This is a genomic window from Iningainema tapete BLCC-T55 (assembly GCF_014698965.1).
In the GTDB taxonomy this organism is placed as follows: domain Bacteria; phylum Cyanobacteriota; class Cyanobacteriia; order Cyanobacteriales; family Nostocaceae; genus Iningainema; species Iningainema tapete.
In genome coordinates, this window is the sequence record NZ_JACXAE010000086.1 from 287,084 (window position 1) to 310,785 (window position 23,702).

Genomic DNA, 23,702 nt, shown 5'->3' on the forward strand with positions numbered 1-23,702 from the left:
TATGTCTAAATCACCTGATATTGCAATTTTTCTGCGTGAACTTTATGGCGGCGGAGCGGAAAGAACAATACTTAACTTAGCTGGAGCTTTCCTAAAACAAGATTTAAATGTTGATTTAGTGGTAGCTAGAGCAAAAGGCTCTTTTTTGGAGCGAGTTCCACCAGAAATTCGACTGGTAGATTTAAAATCTCAATGGGTACTAAACAGTCTTCCTAAGTTAGTGGAATACCTACGACGCGATCGCCCTACAACTCTGTTAGCTGCACTACATTACCCTTGCGAAATAGCTTTATGGGCAAAACGTCTGTCTGGGGTATCGACAAGAGTAGTTGTATGCGAACAAAATACTCTTTCTGTCGAAGCGCAACGCATACCACAAATCTCCGTGCGTCTAACTCCCTTAGCGGCAAGGCTTTTCTATCCTTGGGCAGATGGTATTGTCGCTGTTTCTCATGGGGTAGCGCAAGATTTAGCCAACATAACTTACTTACCACAGAAGCGCATTCAAGTAATTCATAATCCAGTAGTAGTTCCTGAGATATTTACCCGTGCTCAAGAGTCTGTAGATCATCCTTGGTTTCAGCCTGGAGAACCGCCTGTTATTTTAGCAGTAGGAAGATTATATCTACAAAAAGATTTCCCTACCCTCATCCGTGCATTTGCCCAAGTACGCCAATTGCTACCAGCAAGGTTGGTAATTTTGGGAGATGGACCAGAAAAACCACAACTCGAAACTTTAATACGTGAGTTGGGTTTAGACGAGGAGGTAGCGCTACTGGGTTTTGTACAAAATCCTTATGCTTACATGGCGCAAGCTAAGGTGTTTGTATTATCTTCTGCTTGGGAAGGTTTGCCTACTGTACTCATAGAAGCAATGGCTGTGGGAACTCCTGTTGTGTCTACAAACTGCCCAAGTGGTCCTAGTGAAATTCTTGCTGAGGGCAAGTATGGTTTGTTAACACCAGTCGGTGACAGTAAAGCTATGGCGCAAGCAATTTTAAGCGTATTATCTGGTAATGCAAAGAGAGTTGATCCAAGTTGGCTGCACCAATTTTCTCTGGAAGCTTGTGCAGAAAAGTATTTGAATGTATTGGGTTTTAATTATTTAAATTCAGATAACTGTTCCCAACTAGATACAGTCAAATTATCTTGATGTATTGTTTGAATAACTGTACCTAACCAGAGGAAAAAGAACCACATATATACTGCCATCCAACTTAAAGGTGTGGCGTTCATCTGTAAATACAGTACAGCTAAGCAAGCAAATGCCCGTTTACTTAAAGTGTTACCCTGCACGGCGGGCGTATAGAAAAAGAATAGTGTCAGTAGCAATGCTAACACAAAACAAACCATCCCGACTATTCCATGTAAATAAAGTACTGCAGCATATGTTGAAAAAGAACCAAGACTGATATAAACATCTTCATATAAGTGAGCTTTACCTTGTATTACTCCCCAGCCCAACCAAAGTTTTTCTTGCCAAGCTTCAAGGGTTTTGCTCACAACTAATGCTCTTTCTGCTGATGAACTAGAGCGAGCACTATCAAATATTTCCAGTGGTTTATCTAATAATTGTCCTACTGATAGCCCTAGAAATGAACAGATTAAAAATGTCAAAGATGCTAACCAAAGATAAGTTTGACGCATTTTGGAACTTTGAAAACAGGCAACAATTAAAAGCGCTAGTGGTAAGCACATCCAAGCTAGACGACTAAAACTAACTAGTAAACCACACAATGAACCAGCTAATGCCCAGTTACGCAAGCGATGATTTTTTTCATTAAGACAAATGAGAAAACATAATACAGAAGAAATTCCTAAAATTGGTGGATCTGGAGTGTAAAGTACTGTTCTTGGTAAAGGGATACCAAAAAATGACTGTATACTAGCAAGCACGATTTGCAAACTGGATTTATCTCCAGGAATTAAGCGTGCAAGTACAGGTGTATAAACTGCATTGCGAATCCCAATTACAAGTAAAAGCATTTGAATACCAGTATTGATTAAATAGCTAGTTGCCATCCAAGCAACTGCACGAGTGATTACAAATACTCGTACTTTTGTCCAAAATGGTAAGGCTAAGGAGGCAAAAATGAAGAAGTAACTTTTTAAGAAGGTGACTAAACCCGCAGCGGTTTCTTGTAAGGGGAAACCCATGCTGTAAAGTCCAAGTATTGCAGTCCAAAGCATTACCAGTGCCATGATTAACCAAGCCCAAATACAAGCTGGTAGTGAGGATTTAATCACGCGATCGAGACTGAAGGCAACTGCTAATAAAGTAATCACCACTGCTGGATATAACAGCGGTTGTATGCCTAAAAGCCACCAAACTGGTGTTAAAATTATTCCCCAATAAATCACTCTTTCGGTAGATGACAAATCACCTATTTGCAAATTTTTAGTGATGTTAATGAAAGCTTTAAACATTCACGGTTATTTGGGATGTTACTTGTATTAAGTAAATATTTCCTACTTTTTTTAGCTTTATCAGTACTATTAGCAAGAAAGGCAAAAGGGTTTTATGTATATCAATATAGGGCTATTTCATTCTATACACGAACGCTAGGTCTATGTTTCCATGTTTCCATGTACTGAAGTTCTAGGCTTGCGGAGATTTTCATACATTAGCAGACAGCAATTTTACATAATCAATTTTGTGATTTGATAAGGGAAATAACATGAATAGACTACTTGCAATTACGGCAAGACATTGGCAATATCTACTAGGCTTAAATGTCATATTGATGACAGGCGCAGTTGCATCTGTAAAATATTCCCAAAAAGTATGGACTGCTACTACACAGTTTATTCTGCCTGATTCTACTAGTAATTTAGATGCCAGTTTAGGAACTCTTGGTTCAATTAGAAACAGCGATCCCGGTTTTTCTGCTCAGGTTAATCCTTTGAAGATACAAGCATCAATTCTTACTAGTGATGCTTTAATAGAACAGGTGCTAGCTTCCGATTTAGAGAAAAGCCAATTTAAGGGAATTGCTAGCTATAAAGGACTATTTAAGGTATCACCCCAAGAGCAGTCTACAATTATATCAGTGAGTGTGAGTGGTTCCTCACCAGAAATAGCGCGATCGCGTGCTCTAACACTCACCAGCGCTTATCAAAAACGCTTGAACGAACTACGACAAGCAAACTCCGAAGCACGGTTACAGTTTTCCCAAAAAGAACTACGTCTTGCCAAAGAAAGATTAACTGAAGCACAAACTAGACTAGCAGGTTTTAGGCAATCTACTGGTTTAGCAAACGTTGAAGAACAAACGAAAGGAATTGTCAGCACAATTAATACTTTAACTACTGCTAGAGCCACTGCTTTAGCACAAGCTGCTGCAAGTCAAAATCGCGCTCAAATAATATCACAACGCTTGAATCTTATGCCAACTCAGGCAGTACAATCTTTGAGTTTAGGTGAAAATCAAGACTACCAATTTGTACGCAACAAATTAGCTGAAGTGGAAGCTGCTTTGGTGCAAAAGCGTGCCACTTTGACAGAAAATCACCCACAGGTTCAAAGCCTGATTACTCAAAGTCAACAATTGCAAAGCTTACTTCAGGAGTATATCAATAGTGCAGGTAATGGTAATCGAATAGACACTACAGTAACTACTGATGCACAAGGACGTTCCACTCTCATCCAACAATTGATCTTAGCAGATAGCGAAGCCACTGCCCAAAAACAACAAGCAGAAAAACTGGATAATCAGATTCTACAACTTAACGCTACTTTAAAGTCTCTACCAGCAAGTCAGCAGAAACTTACAGACTTACAGCGACAAGTTGATGTTGCCGAAGGTGTTTATAAAGGCTTGGTAGCTCAAGTGCAGCAGAACAATATTGATGCCTTTAATGCTTATCCTAATGTACAGGTATTCGATCCTCCCAGGGTAGAACCAAAACCTACCAGTCCCAAAATGTCTTTAGCTTTAATCAATGCTGTTCTCGCATCCATTATTGGTAGCATTGCTCTATTGTTACTCTTAGAAAAGCGCAATCCACTATTAAGTCCAAAAGATTTAGAAGCAGTAAAATTCCGCTTTGTGGCACGAATTCCCAAGCTCAAGAATTCTACAATTCCTAGTCAACTAGGTCAAGAAAGAGAAATCGAGTTTCAACGGTTAGCATCAACAATTAGCTTACAACCACTAGAAAACCATCGCCTGTTAATTACCAGTGCCATGATGGGAGAAGGAAAAACCACTGTTACTATAGGATTAGCTATAGCTTTAGTAGATTTGGGTTTTCGGGTACTGTTAGTAGATGGAGATGTACGACAGGCACAATTAAGCAAGCGCTTGGGTTTCTCTGTTGAATCAATCCCAAACTTACAATTAATGCCAATACAACCAAATCTTGATTTGTTACCTATGCCTCAACAAGGCACAAAAGTACAACTTTTGAGACGAGGACGTTTTGAACAACTATTAGCTACAGCAGAGTCTACAAATAACTATGATTATGTTCTGATTGACAGCGCTCCTGTCAGTTTAACTAGTGAAACAGCCATGATGGCTGCTCACGCTAATAACGTGTTATTTGTTGTTCGCCCTGGTGTGAGCCACAGTCATTCAGTGAATGAAAGTATTGAACAATTGATTCAGCACAAAGCCCAAATGTTGGCTTTGGTAGTTAATGGTGAGGAAACAAAAACTAAAACATATCCAAATCGTTTAAATACTTCTGTATTAGAGTAATCTCTATGCGTCGGCGGGACACAATTAAGTTAGCAGTATCTAGCTTTGCCTCTTTGAAGCTGATAGAAATGGGCTTCTCTACAGCGGCTTCAAATACTGCCAAGATTACCATAGATTGGACAAGGTCACAAGCTCAAACTACTTCTTTTACCTTTGGCTCCAATGATTATGAAATAACTATTCCCGATCGCGCTGCTGATAAGATATATCAAAAGCGTCTCGCTGGATTAGGTGTTGGTTTAATTAGAGTTCATCATGCTGGATTGTGCGAGCGCTGGACTAATCCTCAAAAAAAAACTTGGGATGAGGCAAAAATCAAAGCAGGTTATAATGTCTCTTATCCTCAACGACCAATCATCATCCAAAATATTCCTGGTTGGCCTATATGGATGAAGAATCAAAACGGTATACTTGACGGTTCAGAACATGATAATTATGCCGCATTTTGTGCTGAACTAGTAAAAATCATCACTCGCCGTTTAGGTTTGCGACAAGTTACTTACTGGGAACCTTTTAATGAAAAAGATATGCTTTACCAAAAAGCAGGTAAGTTAGACGAGCTTTGGCAAATCTATAATAAAGTCGCAAAAGCAATGAAGGCAGTAAACCCCCAGATTAAAGTGGGCGGTCCTGCCTTAAACTGGGGTGATACAGGTAAACTCGCGCCTTTTCTCCGAGCCTGTAGAGCAAATGTAGATTTTATTTCCTGGCATAGTTACGCTAGTGGTGATGCTCAAGAGCCTACACAAAAGTTAATGTCCCGTACATCTGATTATGCCCATCAGGTTTATGAGTTTCGCAAATTAGCTCGGCAATATATTCCGCACCGAAAAGTGCCTTTGTTGTTGGGGGAATATAATATTAACTATTCTTGGGATTCTGGAGAAAATCGTCAAAATACCCACATTGGAGCAGTTTGGTTTGCTTCCGTGTTGAAACATCTGGCTGATGCGGGAATTGATATGGCGACTTCCTGGCATCTTAAGGATGGTATTTACGGTATGATTGATCCACAAAATCATTTACGACAAGTTGCCATTGTCTTTTCCTGGGGAATTAAGTACTTGACAGGAAGAGTAATGTATGCATCAAGTACTCATCCTTTGATTGAAGCGATGGCAGTTCGTCAGAAAAATGGGAAGCGATCGCTCTTGCTGATTAATAAATCGAGCGATCGTACCCAAGTTCGCCTAGAGGCAAAAAATTTAACTACCAATAGCAACGTGTCGGTATTCTACCTTGATGGTAATGGTACTAGGACTAGCAAATTGGCGGCGATAGGGTTAAAAAACAAACCTCTTTCCTTGCCTCCCTATTCTCTTGCCTTGCTGCGACTTTAAAACTTCCGGATGCGCATGATCATTTAAGTATGAATTTTTGCCTATTTTTTTGCTAATGTAAGCTTTAGCACATATAATACTGTAGGTAAAATACCACCTAGACATTAATTCCACATTATTCAATGTGGATATTGTGCTGGGTATTGAGTTTTTTATTGGTGTTTAACCAACATGTAGCAATTAATCTGTGAATTCGTTGATGAGTTTACAGAAGGGTAAATAATCTTTACTACTTAAATGCAGCAATAATATGCCATTGATATCTGTAATTATCCCCGTCTACAATGGTGAAAAAACTATTCGAGAAACAATCGAATCGGTTTTAAATCAAACATGGACTGACTTTGAAGTATTAGTGATCAATGACGGTTCAAAAGACTCGACTTTAAATATCGTTTCTAGTATAAAAGATTCCAGGTTAAGAGTATTTAATTATACTAATGCTGGTGTATCCGTCAGTCGCAACCGAGGAATTGCCCAAGCTGCTGGCGAATACATATCCTTTATAGATGCTGATGATTTGTGGACTCCAGATAAGCTAGAAGCACAATTGAAGGCATTGCAAGCAAATCATTCTGCGGCAGTTGCTTATAGCTGGGTAAATTACATTGATGAAAGGGGAGAATTTATTCGTTCTGGTCAACACAGAAATATGAATGGAGATTTATATGAAGAGTTTTTGCTTTACAATCTTTTAGAAAGCGGTTCTAATCCTCTCATCCGCAAGCAGGCTTTAACCGAAGTAGGTGGTTTTGATCAGGAATTAACACATGCTGAAGATTGGGATATGTGGTTACGTCTGGCGGCTCGTTATCATTTTGTAGTTGTTCCATTTCCCCAAATTTTATATCGCATATCTGCTAATTCAGCGACTGCTAATATTTTGAAAATGGAAATAGCCTCCTTGCGCATGATTGAAAAAACTTTTTATCAAGCTCCTACATCTTTACAGTATTTGAAGAAGAAGACCCTTGCTAATTTTTATTATTACCTGATCATTAAATCACTAGAGTCACCTAATAATCAGCAAAATGCTATTACTGCCTTGCGATATTTCTGGAGTGTCTTCAAAAACAACCCTTCTGTGCTTTGGCAGCGCACTACATTGAAAATTTTATTGAAAATTTTTACTATCGCTACTCTACCTTTTCCTCAGTCTCTAGCGTTAATAAGTTCAGCGAAAAAGGTGCTTGTCAAGCCATCATCAAATTAGTAGAGACGTTAAATGTAACGTCTCTACACGGAAAATTTACAAAGATTTTAAAATCTCTTCATCTACAGAGAAATCAACGTCTGATTTATCTCTGCCCGATACAAGGTAATCATTTTCAAATGAGTCTTTTAGCCCAGAAATGAGATCAAACTCAGGTTGCCAGCCTAATTCTGTCATGGCTTTATTTATAGAAGCAAAAAAGTGTTGAGTGCGTAAGGGGAAAGCTTTGCGCTTGCCGAAATCAAATTTTTTCGGATCGTAATGCACTATTTTGATTTCATCGGGTGATTTGCCTGCAGCAGCAGCGCAAGCGTGGGCTAAACCATCAAATGTGACAAAGCGATCGCCTGACACGTTGTAAATTTGTTTTACTGCCAAAGCATTACCTAAAACCTTACTCATTGCCCGAGCTAAATCTTTAACATGACCTAACTGGGTAATGTGTAATCCATTACCAGGGATAGGAATAGGGCGAGCGCGTACAATGCGGTCAAAAAACCAAGCTTCCAAATCATTGTAGTTTTGCGGACCGTAAATGTATGTAGGACGAATGGAAGTAAAAGGTAATCCTTGTTGCTCAAGATAAGCTTCCGTATCATGCTTACCCTTATGACGACTTTTGGGATCAACAGTATCCCCTTCAACATGAGGCATTTGGTCAGATTTGAGGTATACTCCAGCAGAACTCATGTAGACAAAATGTTGCACATGGTCTGGAAAAATTTCGCATAGTGGTTGAGTATCAGTAAGTTCTCGCCCATTATTATCAAAAATGGCATGAAAACTTTCTGATGATAATTTTTCTTTTAAAGTCGCAGTGTCCGTGCGATCGCCTGTAATTGTTTTTACACCTTCCACAGGAGTTGGTCGATTCCCACGGTTGAAAAGTACTACATCATGTCCTTGTGCTACCAGTATTTGAGTCAGGTAGACACCAATGAACCGGGTACCACCCATAACTAAAATTCGCATAAATTAAGAGTTTCCTATCTCCGTTGCTCCCTTAGGGCATGGCTAACGGCTAATTGTTACAATTAACAATTAACAATTAACAATTAGCAATTAACAATCCCCAATTTGAGGTTATCAGGTTGCGGCATCAGTTAGGAACCTCTTTTACTGAGATTACGTCTGTTGTGTCAATGTGGGGCGTTTCCCACAAATTAAATAAAATGGGAAACTTTTCAGAGTTAACCGATCCTATGCCAATGTGTTCTCTACCAACTAAAGTTAGCTGTGCCCTTGAAATATGCTCTGGTACATGAATGGCTTACACCTAAAGCAACTGGTGGTTCAGAACTCGTTGTTCGGGAAATTCTGAATCACATTGATGCTGACTTGTACGCCCTGATCGATTTTGAATCCAGCAATCCGTCGAGTTATTTATACAAACGTCAGATTGGCACGACGTTTCTCCAGCACCTACCTTTTGCTCGCAACGGTGTACAAAAATACCTCCCTTTGTTACCACTGGCAATTGAACAACTGGATTTACGTCAATATGACGTAATTCTGTCATCATCTCATGCTGTTGCCAAAGGAGTCTTGACCACTGGCGATCAGTTACACATTTGTTACTGTCACAGCCCAATGCGCTATCTGTGGGAATTAACCTTTGATTATTTAAGGCAAAGCAAAGTGGGTAGTGGTTTATCTGGATGGGCGACAAAGTACTTATTGCATCGTTTGCGTCAATGGGATGTATTGACGGCAAATCGTGTCGATCACTTTATTGCCAATTCCCAATATACAGCTCGTCGTATTTGGCGTTGCTACCGTCGAGAAGCAACAGTCATCTATCCGCCAGTTAATACCGAGGGTTTTTCTTTTTTGGCTGATAAAGAGGACTTTTACCTAACTGTTTCCCGGTTAGTGAGTTACAAGCAAGTATCTTTAATAGTCAAGGCTTTTAATGAATTGCAACGACCTTTAGTAGTAATAGGTACTGGACCTGAAATGAAAAAAATTCGTCAACTAGCAAATTCTAATATAAAAATAATGGGATGGCAACCAGATGATGTAGTAAAAAAATATATGGCGTATGCTAAAGGGTTTGTATATGCAGCTTGTGAAGATTTTGGCATTGCCCCTGTGGAGGCACAGGCTTGCGGTACTCCTGTAATTGCCTATGGTGGTGGTGGTGCATTGGAAACAGTGCGGGATATTCGCTGTTGCCCAGATACAGGAACAGGAATATTATTCCACCAACAAACAGAAGCAGCTTTGGTAGCAGCGGTAGAAAACTTTGAAGCGCTGCAAGGAAAGTTTAATCCTGAGAATGCCCTCAAGCACGCTGCCCGATTTTCCCCGCAAATATTCATGCAGCACTACCTGGAATTTGTCAATACTACATGTAGCAAAAGACTGTCTCCCAATTGATAGTCTTGTTATTTTCGTGAGTTTTTCCGGCTTTTGGAAATTTGCCTCCAGAAGAACCTCCTTTTAGCTTTAAGATTGGGACTATGTGTGGTGTGGATTGTTAAGGAGTATGATGACTGCCCAGAGCTCACTCCTCTCCGGCAAGCGAAGCCTACGGCAAGCGAAGAGCGTGTCTACGCGTACTTTCTTAAAACGTGGTCAACCGAAAAAGACGCCTAGATATAAAGCCAGTTTGTCTTTTCGGGCTTTACACGGAGAGTTTGCCAAACGACTGTTCGATATTGTGTTTTCACTGTTGGTACTAATCTTGTTTTCTCCGGTTTATTTAATTTTGGCTCTCCTAATTGCTTTTAGCTCAGAGGGTCCAATTTTTTATATCCAAGAAAGAGTCGGTAAAAATTACAAACCCTTTAATTGTATTAAATTCCGGACAATGGTTAGAAATGCCGACGAAGTTCTCATGCTTTTGATGGAAAGAGAGCCTGCTCTGCGGCAAGAATTCGAGCATAATTTTAAGCTCAAAAAAGATCCTAGAATTACAACTATAGGTCGATTTTTGCGCATCACTAGCTTGGATGAGTTTCCTCAATTTTGGAATGTGTTAAAAGGAGACATGAGTGTTGTCGGTCCGCGACCTTTGGTAGCTGAAGAACTACCGAAGTATGGTTGTTATATTGACGACATTCTAACTATTCGCCCAGGAATCACTGGGTTATGGCAAGTGTCTGGACGTAACGACATTCCATATCCTCGCCGAGTACAAATAGACCTGCATTATGTCAAATTCAGAAATTTTTTACTGGATTTATGGATAATCGTCAAAACAATAGGTGTTGTGATGATTCCCAAAGATAACGGCGCATATTAATCTGTAGAGACGCCCCGTTGGGGCGTCTGTTCTTAGGTTAGAAAAAAATAAATTTGATTTAAGTAACAGAAAAAGTAAAATAAGTTGAAATCTTTTAAATCAGAGCCTTCAAGAGCGATCGCCTAAATTAAAACTTGACAAAGAACACAAATATATTGAATTATTATTTGTAAAGATTAAAAACTTTATATCTTGCCAGTCCAAAATACTTAAATAAGAGGAGTTTACTATAAACATCCCTTTCTATCAGCATATCCACTTACAAAATCTAGTAAAGTTGTAAGTGATAACCGTGTGTTTACCATTGGGCAATTTAGCAAATAGCTGCTAGATTGTACCAAGTCATCCTGTATAAATGTGATCATAACAGACAAGGGATAATTGAGCATGACGCATTCTAAGCGAGCCCTAATTACTGGTATTACTGGTCAAGATGGTTCTTATCTAAGTGAGTTTTTACTCAAGCAAGGTTATGAGGTTCATGGTATAATTCGCCGAACTTCTACCTTCAACACTGATCGCATCGATCACATATACGAAGATCCTCACAAAGAGGGAGCAAGGCTAAAACTTCATTACGGTGACTTAACAGACGGAACCACATTGCGCCGCATCTTAGAAGAAGTTCAGCCAGTAGAAATTTACAATCTGGGCGCTCAATCTCATGTAAGAGTAAGCTTTGATTCTCCAGAATATACAGTCGATGCAGTAGGAATGGGAACCCTACGTTTATTAGAAGCAATCCGTGATTACCAACATCGCACTGGCATCCAAGTAAGATTCTACCAAGCTGGCTCTTCAGAAATGTATGGTTTGGTACAAGAAGTTCCCCAAAAGGAAACAACGCCTTTTTACCCCCGTAGCCCCTATGCCTGTGCGAAGGTTTATGCCCACTGGCAAACAGTAAATTACCGCGAATCTTACGGAATGTTTGCTTGTAATGGTATACTGTTTAACCATGAATCACCGCGACGGGGTGAAACGTTTGTCACACGCAAAGTTACTAGGGCAGTTGCCAGAATTGTTGCCGGGAAACAGGCAAAGCTCTACATGGGTAATCTTGATGCTAAACGTGATTGGGGCTATGCCAAAGATTACGTCAAAGCGATGTGGTTGATGCTACAACAATCTGAGCCAGACGATTACGTTGTTGCTACAGGTGAAACTCACTCAGTACGCGAGTTTTTAGAACTAGCGTTTGATTATGTCAACCTCAATTGGCAAGATTTTGTGGAGTTTGATGAGCGCTATCTCCGTCCGGCTGAGGTAGATTTATTAATCGGGGACTCTACAAAGGCACAGCAAAAGTTAGGCTGGAAACCTTCAGTCACATTTGAGCAATTAGTCGCCCTGATGGTAGAAGCGGACTTACAAGCGATAGGACTGACTTCACCAAATGGAAAAGTGGCAAAAGTAATTAAGGATAATGCCATGATTCGGCAAGAACTGGGCGTACTCCACTTCTGATCTACAAACTTTGACAAAAATATGAACGCCTTAGAACTAAAGAGCAAACGCATCCTAGTTACCGGTGGGGCTGGTTTCCTGGGACGTCAGGTGATCAACCAACTGACACTAGCAGGCGCAGAGCAAGAGAAAATAACAGTAGTGCGATCGCGTGACTGCAATTTGTGCGTCATGGAAAATTGCCAACGTGCAGTTGACCAACAAGATATTATCATCCACCTAGCAGCTCACGTTGGTGGCATTGGTCTAAATCGAGAAAAACCAGCCGAATTGTTCTACGACAATTTGATGATGGGGACACAGCTGATTCATGCAGCTTATCAAGCTGGAGTAGAAAAATTTGTCTGTGTTGGCACTATCTGTGCCTACCCCAAATTTACCCCAGTTCCATTCAAAGAAGATGACCTTTGGAATGGCTACCCAGAAGAAACCAACGCCCCTTATGGCATCGCCAAAAAAGCCCTTCTCGTCCAACTCCAAGCTTATCGCCAGCAGTACGGTTTCAACGGTATTTATTTATTACCAGTAAACTTATACGGACCAGAAGACAACTTCGATCCCAGAAGTTCCCATGTCATCCCCGCTTTGATTCGTAAAGTTCAGGAAGCACAACTGAAGGGAGAAAAGAAACTCCCAGTTTGGGGTGATGGCAGTCCTACCCGTGAGTTCTTGTATTCCGAAGATGCCGCACGAGGCATTGTTATGGGTACTCAATTATACAACGATCCCGAACCAGTGAACTTGGGAACAGGCTATGAAATCTCCATCCACGATTTGATTAATCTCATCTGCGAGTTAATGGAGTTTGATGGCGAAATTGTTTGGGAAACCGACAAACCCAATGGACAACCCCGCCGTTGTTTGGATACCGAACGGGCAAAGCAGGCCTTTGGTTTTACCGCTCAAGTAGATTTCAAGCAAGGTTTGAAAAACACAATTGAGTGGTGGCGCAAAAACGCTGCATGATCGAGATCCCCGACTTCTTTAAGAAGTCGGGGATCTGTTTCATTTAACTACTTAGTTATATAACCACCTGTGGCATCAATATCAGTGCCAACCATAATCGTGGCATCTTCAGAAGATAGCCACATGACAACTCGTGCCATTTCTTCTGCCGTTGCTAACCTGTTGATTGGATACTCTTTAGCAGTAGTTTCTATCGTAGTACCCCAAGAACTTAGTGCGCGGCGCAACATGGGCGTGTCAACAGCGCCAGGGGAAAAGGAGTTGACACGGATATTTTTGCTTGTAAGTTCCATTGCCCCAGTTCTTGTTAAAGACATGATTCCAGCCTTACTTGCCCCGTAAGGCGCAATATTTGGAAAGCCTTGATGTCCACCAACAGAAGCTGTGTTTACAATTATACCACCACCCAGCCTACTCATAACGGGAATCTCATACTTCATCGACAGAAAAACGCCTGTCGCATTTGTTGCTATAACGTTGTTCCACTCCTCCAATGACAATTCTGCGATACTTTTTGGTGGAGCTTCGATCCCAGCGTTGTTGAAGGCAATGTCTATACGGCGGTATTTCTGAACACAGCCATTAATGAAATTTCTGACATCGCCTTCTTTTCTCACATCTGCTTGCATATAAGTCGCTTCACCACCAAAGGCTTGAATTTCGCGCACATTCGCTTCACCTAAATTTGTCCGACGACCACAGAAAAACACTTTGGCTCCTTCTTTGGTAAAAGCGTAAGCAGTAGCTTTACCGATACCAGATGTAGCTCCGGTAATCAGTACAACTTTGTCTTTGAATCTGCCGTTAGGATTTGCTTTAGCAGTTTCTGGTTCTACTGGTTTTTGAGTGTTGGCAAAAGCACTTTTAGTTGTTGTGGCTGCTGCTAATCCCACTACTCCTGCACCAATAATTTCGCGCCGCGTAATTGGGGAATTTTTTCTTTTACTACTTTCGTCTGATTGTTGATTCGGATTTTTTGTGCTGCTCATGGCAAGTTTCCAGCGGTGTACTCTCAAATCAAAGGAGGAAATAGAACAATAGACATCGACCGAATTTAATTGCGCATTATCTGTCGAGACGTTCCGCCGGAACGTCTCTACTGTTTGCCATATTACAGAAATTTGTCAAGGCTGTCTTTTCAGTTCTTACGCTAAATGTTGTAATCTTACGAAAAATGTAGGTCTAAAATTTGGTTTGTTCTCGATACGCTCTTGGCGTTGTTCCCATTAACCTCCGAAACACTGTGGTAAAGTGGCTATGGTTCTGGAAACCCACGCGATCGCAAACCTCAATAATTGATAATTTATTCTCAGCTAGTAATGCCTTAGCCCACTCAATTCTGCACTTGAGTACGTACTGATGGGGAGACAAACCAGTTGATCGTTTGAACAAACTGATAAAGTAATTTGGGCTTAACTTGACCACGGCAGCAAGTTCAGCTAAGGTTAAATCTCGTGATAAATTATCGTTTATATACTCAATTGCTAGGCGTAACTTGGACGGCGGTAGACCATCAGTGTATTTTTTAATAGTTGGTAATGCTGAATAATGTCTAAGGAGATGAACAGCTAGCGTGGTTGCCATCGATTCCACGTAGAGACGACTCATGGCTACCCCATCTTTAACCTCTGCCAACAGTGCTAACCCCATCTGTTGGATGAGTGGATCGCGGATTCTTAAGTGTGGAATAATCTCAACATGGTTAGCTTCTAGGGATTGCTCTGTGGCTTTTACAACTAATTCCGGCTCTAAACGCAGAGCAATATATTCAGCTATTCCGTACCAGCGCTCCCAGTTTGGCAGATGAGCTGGTATTACACTCAAATCACCACTGACTGAGTACCCGCTTTGAAATCGTCCATTCACCACATTTTCTACCTTGATAGGAGAACCAACTTGAATGGCAATTAGGTGTTGTGGCAGGCAATGTTCAGGAATTTCAAAGGAGGGTTGACGATGATGTTCTATGATAATGCCATTCCACGCTTGCGGCTTGCTGGAAAGAATAGGTAAATTGGGCAGAATATCTGGCAGAGTAACTTTATCAATGGAGTCTTCGGTTTTAGGCTTATCCTCAGGCATGATTTTGGAATGGAAAAAGTAGAACTACGCAAATCGCTGCTCAAAACCCGTCAATTAATGACAGTAGCACAGTGGAGAGAAAAGAGCGATCGCTCTTGTGCCTATTTACCTCAGTTACCGATTGAACCGTGGGAAAAACTTTTACAAGCTATTTGCACAAAAACAGGGAAAATATCTTTCAGTTGGTAGGGCAAATTCCCCTACTTATTGTTTTTAGCAGTACAATTATGCTTGTAAGGCATGACACCACAGCAACCCTTTGAACTAATCTATGCTTCTGAAGTAGTGCAGCATCTCTTGGCAATTGAGCGCAAATATCATTCACAGATCCGTAGTATAATTGAGGAGCAGCTAAGCTATGAACCAGAAGTTGAGACACGTAACCGAAAACCATTGCTACGACCATCGGAATTAGGCTTTACTTGGGAATTACGCTTTGGTTCCAATAATCGATTTCGGGTGTTTTATCGAACTGAGTTATCAGAAAAACAAGTTTATATTCTAGCTATTGGTGTCAAAGATGGTAATACCTTATTTATAGGCGGCGAGGAATTTGAATTATGAAAACTGTAACAATAGATGAAATCAAGGCAAATTTTAGTGAATACTTGAAACAATCTCAAAGTGAGCCGATTCTAATTATAGAAAATGGTCGCCCAGTAGCTGCAATTAATGTGGTTGTGGACGCAGAGGAATTAGAACGCCTGAGCTTAGCACATAATTCTCAATTCAATCAATTGTTGGAGACGGCTGAGCAAAGTATCCAAGAAACTGGCGGGATTAAGCATGATGACTTTTGGAAATTAGTAGATGGCTAGTTACCATGAGAGTAGACGGATATGGGAAAAAGCAGAACTACGCAAATCGCTGCTCAAAACCCGTCAATCAATGACAGTAGCACAGTGGAGGGAAAAGAGCGCGCGCCTCAGCACACACCTTCTATCCTCTCCCCTATTTACCTCAGCAAAAACAATACTTGCTTATTTCAGCTTTCGCCAAGAACCTGATTTAACTAACTTGTTTAGACAAACCCATTACTTTTGGGGATTTCCTCGTTGCGTGGGTAAATCGCTACATTGGCATCTTTGGAAAACCAACGATTCTGTAATAACTGGGGCTTACGGTATAACTGAACCCCATCCCGATGCGCCTACTATAGATTCTGCCTTTGTCGATTTGATTCTCGTCCCTAGTGTTGCTTGCGACTATCAAGGTTATCGCTTAGGTTACGGCGGGGGATATTACGATCGCTTGCTGAGTTTACCTGAATGGGCATCAAAACCTACCATCGGTATTGTGTTTGATTTTGCCTATTTGCCCCAGTTACCTGTTGAACCGTGGGATCAACCATTGTCTGGTGTATGTACAGAAACAGGTTTGAAAATGATATCTATGTTGTAGAGACGTACATTGATATATCTGATGGATTATTTGATGAAAACAATTACGAATATATGCTTAATCTAAAGAATCTAAAACTTCTACAACGGCAATAATTTTAGTGAGTGCTATGTTTAAAAGTCCTTGTAATTGAGCATCTGCTAGTAGGCGTAGCATAGATGGTAGACCATTCATTTTTGTTTTGATTTAAGAAGTAAACCAGGTATGGCATTGTGTTCTAAAGTAAAGAATCTTAAAAATAATCAGAACAAATATGTGTTAGAATAAGCGGGAAAGATTAAATTCGGTTGTGCAGTTTGTTTTTATCTATGTCTATCATTACAGACTTCTCCGGATCTAAATCTCAACGTCCTATGACTCTGGAGATGTTCTATGTCAATTTACATTGGTAATTTATCTTACCAAGTTGGAGAAGAAGACCTTAAACGTGTGTTTTTAGAATATGGAACTGTTAAAAGCGTTCAAGTACCTATGGATCGCGAAAGTGGGCGGATGCGCGGTTTCGCCTTTGTAGAAATGGAAACGGAAGCAGAAGAAACTGCAGCGATCGAGTCTCTAGATGGCGCTGAGTGGATGGGGCGCAACCTCAAAGTTAACAAAGCTAAACCTAAGACTGACAACAGAGGTTCTTCATCTGGCGGCGGTAGATGGGGCGGCGGTAATAGAGATAGAGATAGAGATAGAGGAGGATACTCCCGAGGTGGTTACTAAGCTGTGACACATCTAATTTAAATTGGAAAAACCGGATACCAATTAAAATGTAGAGACGTTCCATAAAACGTCTCTACAACTGATTGACAGAGCTATCCTTTGGTTGAAAGTATACTGGCGTAGTTAGAGCGTAAAGAGGATTTCGTAAACGACTCCTTCAATGAATTTGGGACTACTTTTGATTTAGTTAAATGGGGATGGCGATCGCTAATTCTGTTCCGAATCCTACAACTGATTCACAATTCAAATAACCTCCATGTTTTTCTACTACTATTTGATGACTGATAGATAAACCTAAACCTGTACCTTTACCTACTGTTTTCGTAGTATATAAATGTTCAAATATATGTGATTTAACCTCTGATGACATACCTTTGCCATTATCTTTAATCTTAATTATAACCATTTGACCATCTGGAGATAATTCGGTTGTAATAGTAATCATATTAGGTAGTTTTTCAATATCAGTAAAACTGTGTCCTTGATTAGATTCTTCTAAAGCGTCAATCGCATTTGCTAAGATATTCATAAATACCTGATTGAGTTGTCCTAAATAGCATTTGACTAGAGGAATATTTCCATATTCCTTGATAACTTTAATTGCCGGACGAGTATTATTGGCTTTGAGGCGATGTTGTAAAATCATTAAGGTGCTATCAATTCCCTCATGAATATTAGCTAGCACTTTAGAAGTAGTATCTGCACGGGAGAAAGTTCGTAGAGAATCACTAATATCACCTATCCTAATTGTACCAACTTTAACAGAATTAATTATTTTTAGTAAGTCTTCCGTAAGAAAATCTAAGTCAATTTCTGCTGCATGAGCCTCAACTACTGGTGCAGGATTAGAAGTGTGTTGTTGGTATAGTTGTAAATGTTCTAGTAAATTGTGAATATATTCTTCTATGTGTTTAATATTACCAGAAATAGAAGTGAGCGGATTACTAATTTCATGAGCAACACCGGCTACCAATTGCCCAAGAGTAGACATCTTTTCACTCTGTACTAGTTGAATTTGAGTCTGTTGCAAATCGTGTAGGGATTTAGATAGTTGCGCTGTTCTCTCGTGTACTCGTAGCTCTAACTCTTCTTCTCTGTGCTTTAGTTTAACATTTTGTTCTTCTAGTTTCTTGGTTAAATTTCGTAGTTTTAACTGCAACCGGACGCGAGCTAACACTTCTTCTTCTTGAAAGGGCTTAGTGATATAATCTACTGCTCCCAGATTAAAACCTTTGATCTTATCTGCTGTTTCATTTAGAGCAGTCATAAAAATTATAGGAATGTCATACAATTGTGGATTATCCTTTATTTTCTTACAGGTTTCAAAGCCATCGATACCAGGCATTTGAATATCTAGTAAAATTATATCTGGAGGAGCATAAGTGCTTTGCTTGAGCGCATTTTCGCCACTTGTAGCTACAGCCACATCAAAACCTGCATGAGTTAAAGATTCCGAGCTCATTCCCACACCAGTGTCTTCAATTTGGAAGCGAATTTTGTGCAATGGGCAATGGGCAATGGGCAATGGGCAATGGGCATCACTAATTTCCCTTTGCCCCATGCCCCATGCCCTATTCCCTATTACCTCTACTTTAAAAGTCACCCCTCCAGTGTCAGTAAATTTGATGGCGTTACCGAGTAGGTTAATTAATACTTGTCGTAGGCGTTTTTCGTCAGCATGAATGCCTTGGGGAAGTGAGTTTGCTTGGTACGTAAAAGTAATACCTTTTTGTTCTACCCGGATGCGACAAATTTCTACAACTCCTTGAAGGAAGGTAGGAAAATGAAAATCTGTCGGGTAGAGTTCCATTTTCTGTGCTTCAATTTTAGAGAGATCTAAAATATCGTTGATTAAGGTTAATAAGTGAGAACCACATTGATAAATAATGTTGATGCCATTACGTTCTTTTTCTGCTATGCTTTGAGAGCGTTGCAGGATTTGAGCATAACCTAAAATGCCGTTGAGTGGTGTTCTTAGTTCATGGCTCATGTTTGCTAAAAATTCGCTCTTAGCATGATTGGCAGTATCAGCAACTTTTTTAGCTTCTTTTAGTTCTGCTGTACGTTCTTCGACTCGGATTTCTAGTTCTTGATTGGTTTTTTCCAAAGCATTAAAAGATTCTCGTAACTGAATAGCCATGCGGTTGAATGATTGAGCGAGAACTCCTAATTCGTTGACGCTGGATGCTTGGACTTTTTGGTTTAATTTTCCAGATGCTATCGCCTCACTAGCAATACCGATCCGCAGTATAGGCTGGGTAATCCAACGTGATGTATATATTCCCAGTACCGTAGCAAGAACAAGAGCGCCGAGACACAGAAGAATTGTGGTACGGGTGTTGGCATTAATTTGTGCCATGAAGTCAGATTCTGGCACAGCAACGACTACCAACCAATCTAAACCCCATTCATCGCGCCAAGGTGTGACTTGAACAAACTGCCGCTCACCTTTAAGCTGAAAGTCAAGCTGGTGGTTATTTTTAATTTGACTCAATCCATTAAAGTGATTTTTCAAATATTGTGCTGTCGCCTGAATTAAAGGATCGCGACTTTCTGAAACACTGAGTCGTTTCGGTTTCCCATTCACTATAGTGAAGGGCTGCTCGGTACTAGAAGTAGCAACTATTAGTCCATCGCGTTCCAATATAAAGGTTTTGCTGTTGGGACTAACTTTTAACTTCCGCAAGAAATCACTAATTTGTGTCAAGCGTTGATCGATACCGACGACACCAAGCAAATTTTTGTTGTGATCGTACACAGGGCGGTTGGCGGAGATTGCTAAAGGATAGGGCGGTATTTCCCACTGATAAATTGGACTCCAAATCGGTTTACCTGCTTCAATTGTCTGTGTATACCAAGCCTCTTTTTGAAATTGGTAATTGGGAAAAGTATCAATCAGCTTGAGCCGATTTCCTTGGTCATCTGTTTGGTAGTTGTAGCTATCATTGTTACCATAGCGCTTTAGAGAAACATCATTAACAATGAGGCGAGTACCCTCAAAATTGTATCCATAGCCAGAGCCAGCAAATTCACCTGCACTGCTACCAAAGCTAATATAACCAACGTCATACAACCGCATTTGCTTCCAGAAGTAATGCCCCAGCTTTTCTAAGTCTTTTGGATCTAACAATCCCAAGTCGATCGCATCTCCATTGATTTGAGCCAAATGACGAGCCGTTTCGAGATAACTATTTAGGTGTTGATCGATACGCAAGCAAACCTCGCTACGTAGACGGGAAGCGAGGTTGTTGACAGTTTTCTGCCCATTGCGTAATGATAGGTATCCAGTCAGCCCCACGGCGGCAAAGATTTGCAGTACAAAGGGAAGGACAAGGATTAGGCGTAGTGGTATTTTTTTTATACCTATTACCTGAAAACGAGTCTGGTTTTAATCGCATTGTGACATCTGGGAAGCTTTCTATTTAAATAGTTCCCACATTTGAGTTGATAATTTACATTACTTAGAGGCGAACGCACTTGCAAAGCATAGTCCGAAAATTATTCTCTGATGGGAATTTGAATTGTAAACTCACATCCTTCTCCCAGTACAGAATTACAGTTCAACTCCCCTCCATGTTCCTCTACTACAATTTGGTGGCTAATTGATAATCCTAAACCCGTGCCTTTACCTTCTGGCTTAGTGGTGAAGAAAGGATTGAATATTTGACTTTGTACTGATTCTGACATTCCGAGTCCATTATCGGCAATCCGAATTGTCACTTTTTCGTTGTCTGCAACCGTGTAAATGCGTATGGTCGGGATAGTCATTTGTTCTTTGTCATTTGTCATTGGTTGAGAATTGACGAATGACTCTTCTATGGCATCAATAGCATTAGCTAACAGATTCATAAACACTTGATTGAGTTGCCCTGGATAGCATTTAATCAAAGGCAAATTACCATAATCTTTGATTACTTTGATAGCAGGACGTTTAGGAACGGCTTTCAGACGATATTGCAAAATCATTAAAGTTGTTTCTAAGCCGTTATGAATATTCACAGCTTTTTTTTGTACTCTATCTGCACGGGAAAAATTACGTAAAGATTGAATGATTTCTCTGAGGCGATCGCTACCTAATTTCATAGACGAAATTAGCTTGGGCAAATCTTCCTGCACATGCTCTATGTCCATTGCTAAAATTTGCTCTTCTATCTCTGCTCCTGGATGAGGATATTTTTTTTGGTATAGTTGCACTAAATTAATCAAATCTTGAACGTAATTTGTAGCATGATGTAAATTACTAGAAATAAAATTAAGCGGATTATTAACTTCATGAGCAATTCCAGCCACTAACTGCCCTAAAGAAGAAATTTTCTCACTTTGTACCAATTGTAGTTGAGTTTTCTTTAATGCTTCGAGAGCTTGAAACAGTTCACCAGTTCGTTCCTGCACTCGTTGTTCTAGTTGTTGCTTTTGCTCACCTAGCTCTAAATTTAATCGCCGCAGTTTCAATTGTACTTGAATGCGGGCTAATACTTCTTCTTTTTGAAATGGCTTAGTAATATAATCTACTGCTCCTAAATTAAATCCTTTTACTTTTTGTTCCATATCTGTAAGAGCAGTCATAAAAATAATCGGAATATCTCTAGTTTCTGGAGCAGATTTTAAAAGTTTACATATTTCAAATCCATCTATTTTTGGCATAACAACGTCTAATAATATTAAATCTACAATGTTGGTTTTAACTTCATTAATAGCATTTTTACTATTTGTTTCAATTAAAACTTTATAACCAGCACTAGATAAAATAGAGGACAATAAACTTAAATTTACTAGACTATCATCTATAACTAAAATTGTTTCGGCTAGATCTAAATCTGTAAATAGATGACTAATTTCGGTAGGAAATTGATGATGTTCTTGCATATTTAATAACTTTAAATCATTAAGGAATATTTGATTACCTGTAAACTGTAAACTAAGTTTGTATCTATTACGTCATTCAGTTTTTACATATTGGATATACTTATAGGTAGTTCCCTACCTACATATTGCCCAAATCGCAGATCGGAATATAACATTCTCAAATCATTCCAAAGAAACAACAAGCCCGGTTACATAAGAGTTACCGGGCTTGTTGAGTTTGCGCTACTATATAATGGAGAAGTTTGTCCAGGGGATGGAAGGATGAAGGTTTGGCTTGCCTGCTTTTTAGTACTGTTTGCCCTAGCGGAATTTTTTGATTGGTTGCAAGATTTTCGGTTTCCTCTACCCATTTACATTCTGGGTGGAGCGTTTTTGGCTGTAGCTTCAAATTATGACAAGTTTTTTGGCTATTACATCAGCAATGTAACTGATGAAACAGTAGAATTACCTAAATTAGACTCATCACCTTCTGTTCCCGTCAATACAAAAAGTTCGCAGTAGTAGTTTTTCTTGATCAACTATCATCTTTATAAACTTCGTTTCGGTGTTTTACCTTAATCACAGTCACTAATAAAACATCATCTTCTATTTGATAAATAACGCGATAATCACCTACTCGAATACGATATGAGTTATCATCACCTTGTAATTTTTTAACTCCGCGACTGACGTGGTTCTACTGCCAGTTCATCAATTTTATTTTGTATTCGGTATTGAAACTGGGGCGATAACTTTTTGAATTGTTTAGTTGCTTTCCTAGAGAATTCAACTCTGTATGTCACGCCACATCCTTTTTCATCTCATTTTTAATCTCTTCCCAAGATACAGTTCCGTTAATCGTTATATCTTCTCTAGCTTCTTTAATGTCTCTAAGGTCTTCTTCATCCTCTTCATCATCAATTTTTTTTAAGCGTGCAAAAATTTCTTCTAATGTGCTGTCGTAAGCGCTGTGTAGTAGTACGTTGATATCCTTAATTAACTCTACTCTATTGATTTCGGTTTTCATAATTAAATTTTCCTCAAATTGTTCAAAACAGCTTTACTAGCTCTGCCCCATGTTGCGCTTCATCCTTTGTAATTCGTCATCGGTTTCCCAACGACGGAATTTCTCTTCTAAATCATCATAACTTTTAGAGTAGCTGCTAGTTTGATTTGACCAGCCTGCGGTTTCTAGACGCTGTTGGGCTTGAGCTTTGGAGCGGGCTGTTTGTGCTTCAGTTGCTTTGGCTTGCACTTCTTGTCGCCGTTGTTGAATTTTGCGGATTAGTTCTTTTGCTTGGGAGATGCGTTCTTTGATTCCTTGCATTTGTCCCCAGCGTTGGTTTCCTTCGCGTAGCAGTGCGGCTTCGCGCTCAGAAGCTGCTGCTGCTAAATCTTGTCTACCAGCAGCTTTCGCTTTTTCCACACGGATATGCCATCTTTGAATTTCTTGTGCAGTGGAGAGAATATCCTCTTGCGATCGCTTCTCTTGTAGTTGTAAATCTGCTATAAGTTTGAGAGTATCTTCTTCCTGCTCTCGCAGTTGCTCCAACAGCGCTTCTAACTCCAAGTGCGGATTATTACGCAAGAACTCTTCTAAACGGTTTTCCAGAAACCGACTCACATCATCAAATAAGCCCACTGCCAGAACTCCTGATCTGCTGGTATTTAATTTTATTGTAGTAACAAGGCGCAAGGTATTCAATGGGGCAAGGACTCAGGAGTCA

General features: G+C 40.0%; 23 protein-coding genes. 14 read left to right on the forward strand and 9 right to left on the reverse strand.

Going from position 1 to position 23,702, the window contains the following annotated elements; genetic code table 11:
- The first annotated feature begins 1 nt into the window (after nt 1).
- Nucleotides 2-1,153 (forward strand): glycosyltransferase, encoded by a 1,152-nt coding sequence (locus ICL16_RS29290; RefSeq protein WP_190835097.1) that lies wholly within the window; start codon nt 2-4, stop codon nt 1,151-1,153.
- Here ICL16_RS29290 and ICL16_RS29295 read toward each other — a convergent pair.
- Nucleotides 1,102-2,427: an O-antigen ligase family protein gene (locus tag ICL16_RS29295; protein WP_190835098.1), complete on the reverse strand. Its 1,326-nt coding sequence runs from the start codon at nt 2,425-2,427 to the stop codon at nt 1,102-1,104. The two genes, ICL16_RS29290 and ICL16_RS29295, sit on opposite strands and share 52 nt — an antisense overlap.
- Before the next feature lie 251 nt (nt 2,428-2,678).
- Here ICL16_RS29295 and ICL16_RS29300 point away from each other — a divergent pair, with 251 nt between their 5' ends.
- From ICL16_RS29300 to ICL16_RS29310, 3 genes are all read left to right on the forward strand, one after another.
- Nucleotides 2,679-4,703 (forward strand): GumC family protein, encoded by a 2,025-nt coding sequence (locus tag ICL16_RS29300; RefSeq protein ID WP_190835099.1) that lies wholly within the window; start codon nt 2,679-2,681, stop codon nt 4,701-4,703.
- A gap of 5 nt (nt 4,704-4,708) precedes the next feature.
- Entirely contained in the window at nt 4,709-6,043 is a 1,335-nt protein-coding gene (locus tag ICL16_RS29305; RefSeq protein ID WP_190835100.1) for a GH39 family glycosyl hydrolase, read from the forward strand.
- Between the two features lie 250 nt (nt 6,044-6,293).
- Nucleotides 6,294-7,256 (forward strand): glycosyltransferase, encoded by a 963-nt coding sequence (locus tag ICL16_RS29310; protein ID WP_190835101.1) that lies wholly within the window; start codon nt 6,294-6,296, stop codon nt 7,254-7,256.
- 36 nt (nt 7,257-7,292) lie between these two features.
- Here ICL16_RS29310 and ICL16_RS29315 read toward each other — a convergent pair whose 3' ends face one another.
- Nucleotides 7,293-8,228 (reverse strand): NAD-dependent epimerase/dehydratase family protein, encoded by a 936-nt coding sequence (locus ICL16_RS29315; RefSeq protein ID WP_190835102.1) that lies wholly within the window; start codon nt 8,226-8,228, stop codon nt 7,293-7,295.
- A 264-nt stretch (nt 8,229-8,492) separates the two neighbouring features.
- Here ICL16_RS29315 and ICL16_RS29320 point away from each other — a divergent pair, with 264 nt between their 5' ends.
- The 4 genes from ICL16_RS29320 to ICL16_RS29335 all read left to right on the forward strand — a co-directional run bounded on the left by ICL16_RS29320 (nt 8,493) and on the right by ICL16_RS29335 (nt 12,936).
- On the forward strand, nt 8,493-9,635 hold the full coding sequence (locus ICL16_RS29320) for a glycosyltransferase (RefSeq protein ID WP_190835103.1): 1,143 nt from the start codon (nt 8,493-8,495) through the stop codon (nt 9,633-9,635).
- A gap of 112 nt (nt 9,636-9,747) precedes the next feature.
- Complete coding sequence (locus tag ICL16_RS29325; protein WP_190835183.1) at nt 9,748-10,503, forward strand: undecaprenyl-phosphate galactose phosphotransferase family protein; 756 nt, start codon at nt 9,748-9,750, stop codon at nt 10,501-10,503.
- Nucleotides 10,504-10,890: 387 nt separating this feature from the next.
- Nucleotides 10,891-11,970 (forward strand): GDP-mannose 4,6-dehydratase, encoded by a 1,080-nt coding sequence (gmd, locus tag ICL16_RS29330; protein ID WP_190835104.1) that lies wholly within the window; start codon nt 10,891-10,893, stop codon nt 11,968-11,970.
- 21 nt (nt 11,971-11,991) lie between these two features.
- Nucleotides 11,992-12,936 (forward strand): GDP-L-fucose synthase family protein, encoded by a 945-nt coding sequence (locus ICL16_RS29335; RefSeq protein ID WP_190835105.1) that lies wholly within the window; start codon nt 11,992-11,994, stop codon nt 12,934-12,936.
- 47 nt (nt 12,937-12,983) lie between these two features.
- Here the strand turns inward: ICL16_RS29335 and ICL16_RS29340 are convergent, their stop codons facing one another.
- Nucleotides 12,984-13,925 carry an SDR family NAD(P)-dependent oxidoreductase gene (locus ICL16_RS29340; RefSeq protein ID WP_190835106.1) on the reverse strand — a complete coding sequence of 314 codons (942 nt, stop codon included), beginning with the start codon at nt 13,923-13,925 and terminating at the stop codon, nt 12,984-12,986.
- Between the two features lie 193 nt (nt 13,926-14,118).
- Nucleotides 14,119-15,018 (reverse strand): AraC family transcriptional regulator, encoded by a 900-nt coding sequence (locus ICL16_RS29345; RefSeq protein ID WP_190835107.1) that lies wholly within the window; start codon nt 15,016-15,018, stop codon nt 14,119-14,121.
- A 9-nt stretch (nt 15,019-15,027) separates the two neighbouring features.
- On the opposite strand from ICL16_RS29345, the gene ICL16_RS47435 reads away from it, so the two are divergent.
- The 5 genes from ICL16_RS47435 to ICL16_RS29370 all read left to right on the forward strand — a co-directional run bounded on the left by ICL16_RS47435 (nt 15,028) and on the right by ICL16_RS29370 (nt 17,130).
- Complete coding sequence (locus ICL16_RS47435) at nt 15,028-15,207, forward strand: hypothetical protein (protein ID WP_337907145.1); 180 nt, start codon at nt 15,028-15,030, stop codon at nt 15,205-15,207.
- A gap of 51 nt (nt 15,208-15,258) precedes the next feature.
- Complete coding sequence (locus tag ICL16_RS29355; protein WP_190835108.1) at nt 15,259-15,582, forward strand: type II toxin-antitoxin system RelE family toxin; 324 nt, start codon at nt 15,259-15,261, stop codon at nt 15,580-15,582.
- Nucleotides 15,579-15,836, forward strand: coding sequence for a type II toxin-antitoxin system Phd/YefM family antitoxin (locus ICL16_RS29360; RefSeq protein ID WP_190835109.1), 258 nt, complete (start codon nt 15,579-15,581; stop codon nt 15,834-15,836). Before ICL16_RS29355 ends, ICL16_RS29360 begins: the two co-directional genes overlap by 4 nt.
- Nucleotides 15,829-16,419, forward strand: coding sequence for a 5-formyltetrahydrofolate cyclo-ligase (locus ICL16_RS29365; protein ID WP_190835110.1), 591 nt, complete (start codon nt 15,829-15,831; stop codon nt 16,417-16,419). The genes ICL16_RS29360 and ICL16_RS29365 overlap by 8 nt, the downstream gene beginning before the upstream one ends.
- Before the next feature lie 372 nt (nt 16,420-16,791).
- Complete coding sequence (locus ICL16_RS29370) at nt 16,792-17,130, forward strand: RNA recognition motif domain-containing protein (RefSeq protein WP_190835111.1); 339 nt, start codon at nt 16,792-16,794, stop codon at nt 17,128-17,130.
- A 187-nt stretch (nt 17,131-17,317) separates the two neighbouring features.
- On the opposite strand, the gene ICL16_RS47440 is transcribed toward ICL16_RS29370, so the two are convergent.
- Both ICL16_RS47440 and ICL16_RS29380 read right to left on the reverse strand, forming a co-directional pair.
- Nucleotides 17,318-20,428, reverse strand: coding sequence for an ATP-binding protein (locus ICL16_RS47440; RefSeq protein WP_337907146.1), 3,111 nt, complete (start codon nt 20,426-20,428; stop codon nt 17,318-17,320).
- 200 nt (nt 20,429-20,628) lie between these two features.
- Complete coding sequence (locus ICL16_RS29380) at nt 20,629-21,996, reverse strand: hybrid sensor histidine kinase/response regulator (protein WP_190835112.1); 1,368 nt, start codon at nt 21,994-21,996, stop codon at nt 20,629-20,631.
- Nucleotides 21,997-22,257: 261 nt separating this feature from the next.
- On the opposite strand from ICL16_RS29380, the gene ICL16_RS29385 reads away from it, so the two are divergent.
- Nucleotides 22,258-22,497, forward strand: a complete 240-nt coding sequence (locus tag ICL16_RS29385; RefSeq protein ID WP_190835113.1) for a hypothetical protein — start codon at nt 22,258-22,260, stop codon at nt 22,495-22,497.
- 13 nt (nt 22,498-22,510) lie between these two features.
- Here the strand turns inward: ICL16_RS29385 and ICL16_RS47445 are convergent, their stop codons facing one another.
- The 3 genes from ICL16_RS47445 to ICL16_RS29400 form a co-directional block, all read right to left on the reverse strand.
- The gene (locus ICL16_RS47445) at nt 22,511-22,618 is read right to left on the reverse strand and encodes a type II toxin-antitoxin system RelE family toxin (RefSeq protein WP_337907151.1); all 108 of its coding nucleotides are present in this window, start codon (nt 22,616-22,618) and stop codon (nt 22,511-22,513) included.
- Nucleotides 22,619-22,774: 156 nt separating this feature from the next.
- Nucleotides 22,775-23,002 (reverse strand): hypothetical protein, encoded by a 228-nt coding sequence (locus tag ICL16_RS29395; protein WP_190835114.1) that lies wholly within the window; start codon nt 23,000-23,002, stop codon nt 22,775-22,777.
- Nucleotides 23,003-23,038: 36 nt separating this feature from the next.
- Complete coding sequence (locus ICL16_RS29400; RefSeq protein ID WP_190835115.1) at nt 23,039-23,617, reverse strand: TIGR04376 family protein; 579 nt, start codon at nt 23,615-23,617, stop codon at nt 23,039-23,041.
- Nucleotides 23,618-23,702 lie beyond the last annotated feature (85 nt).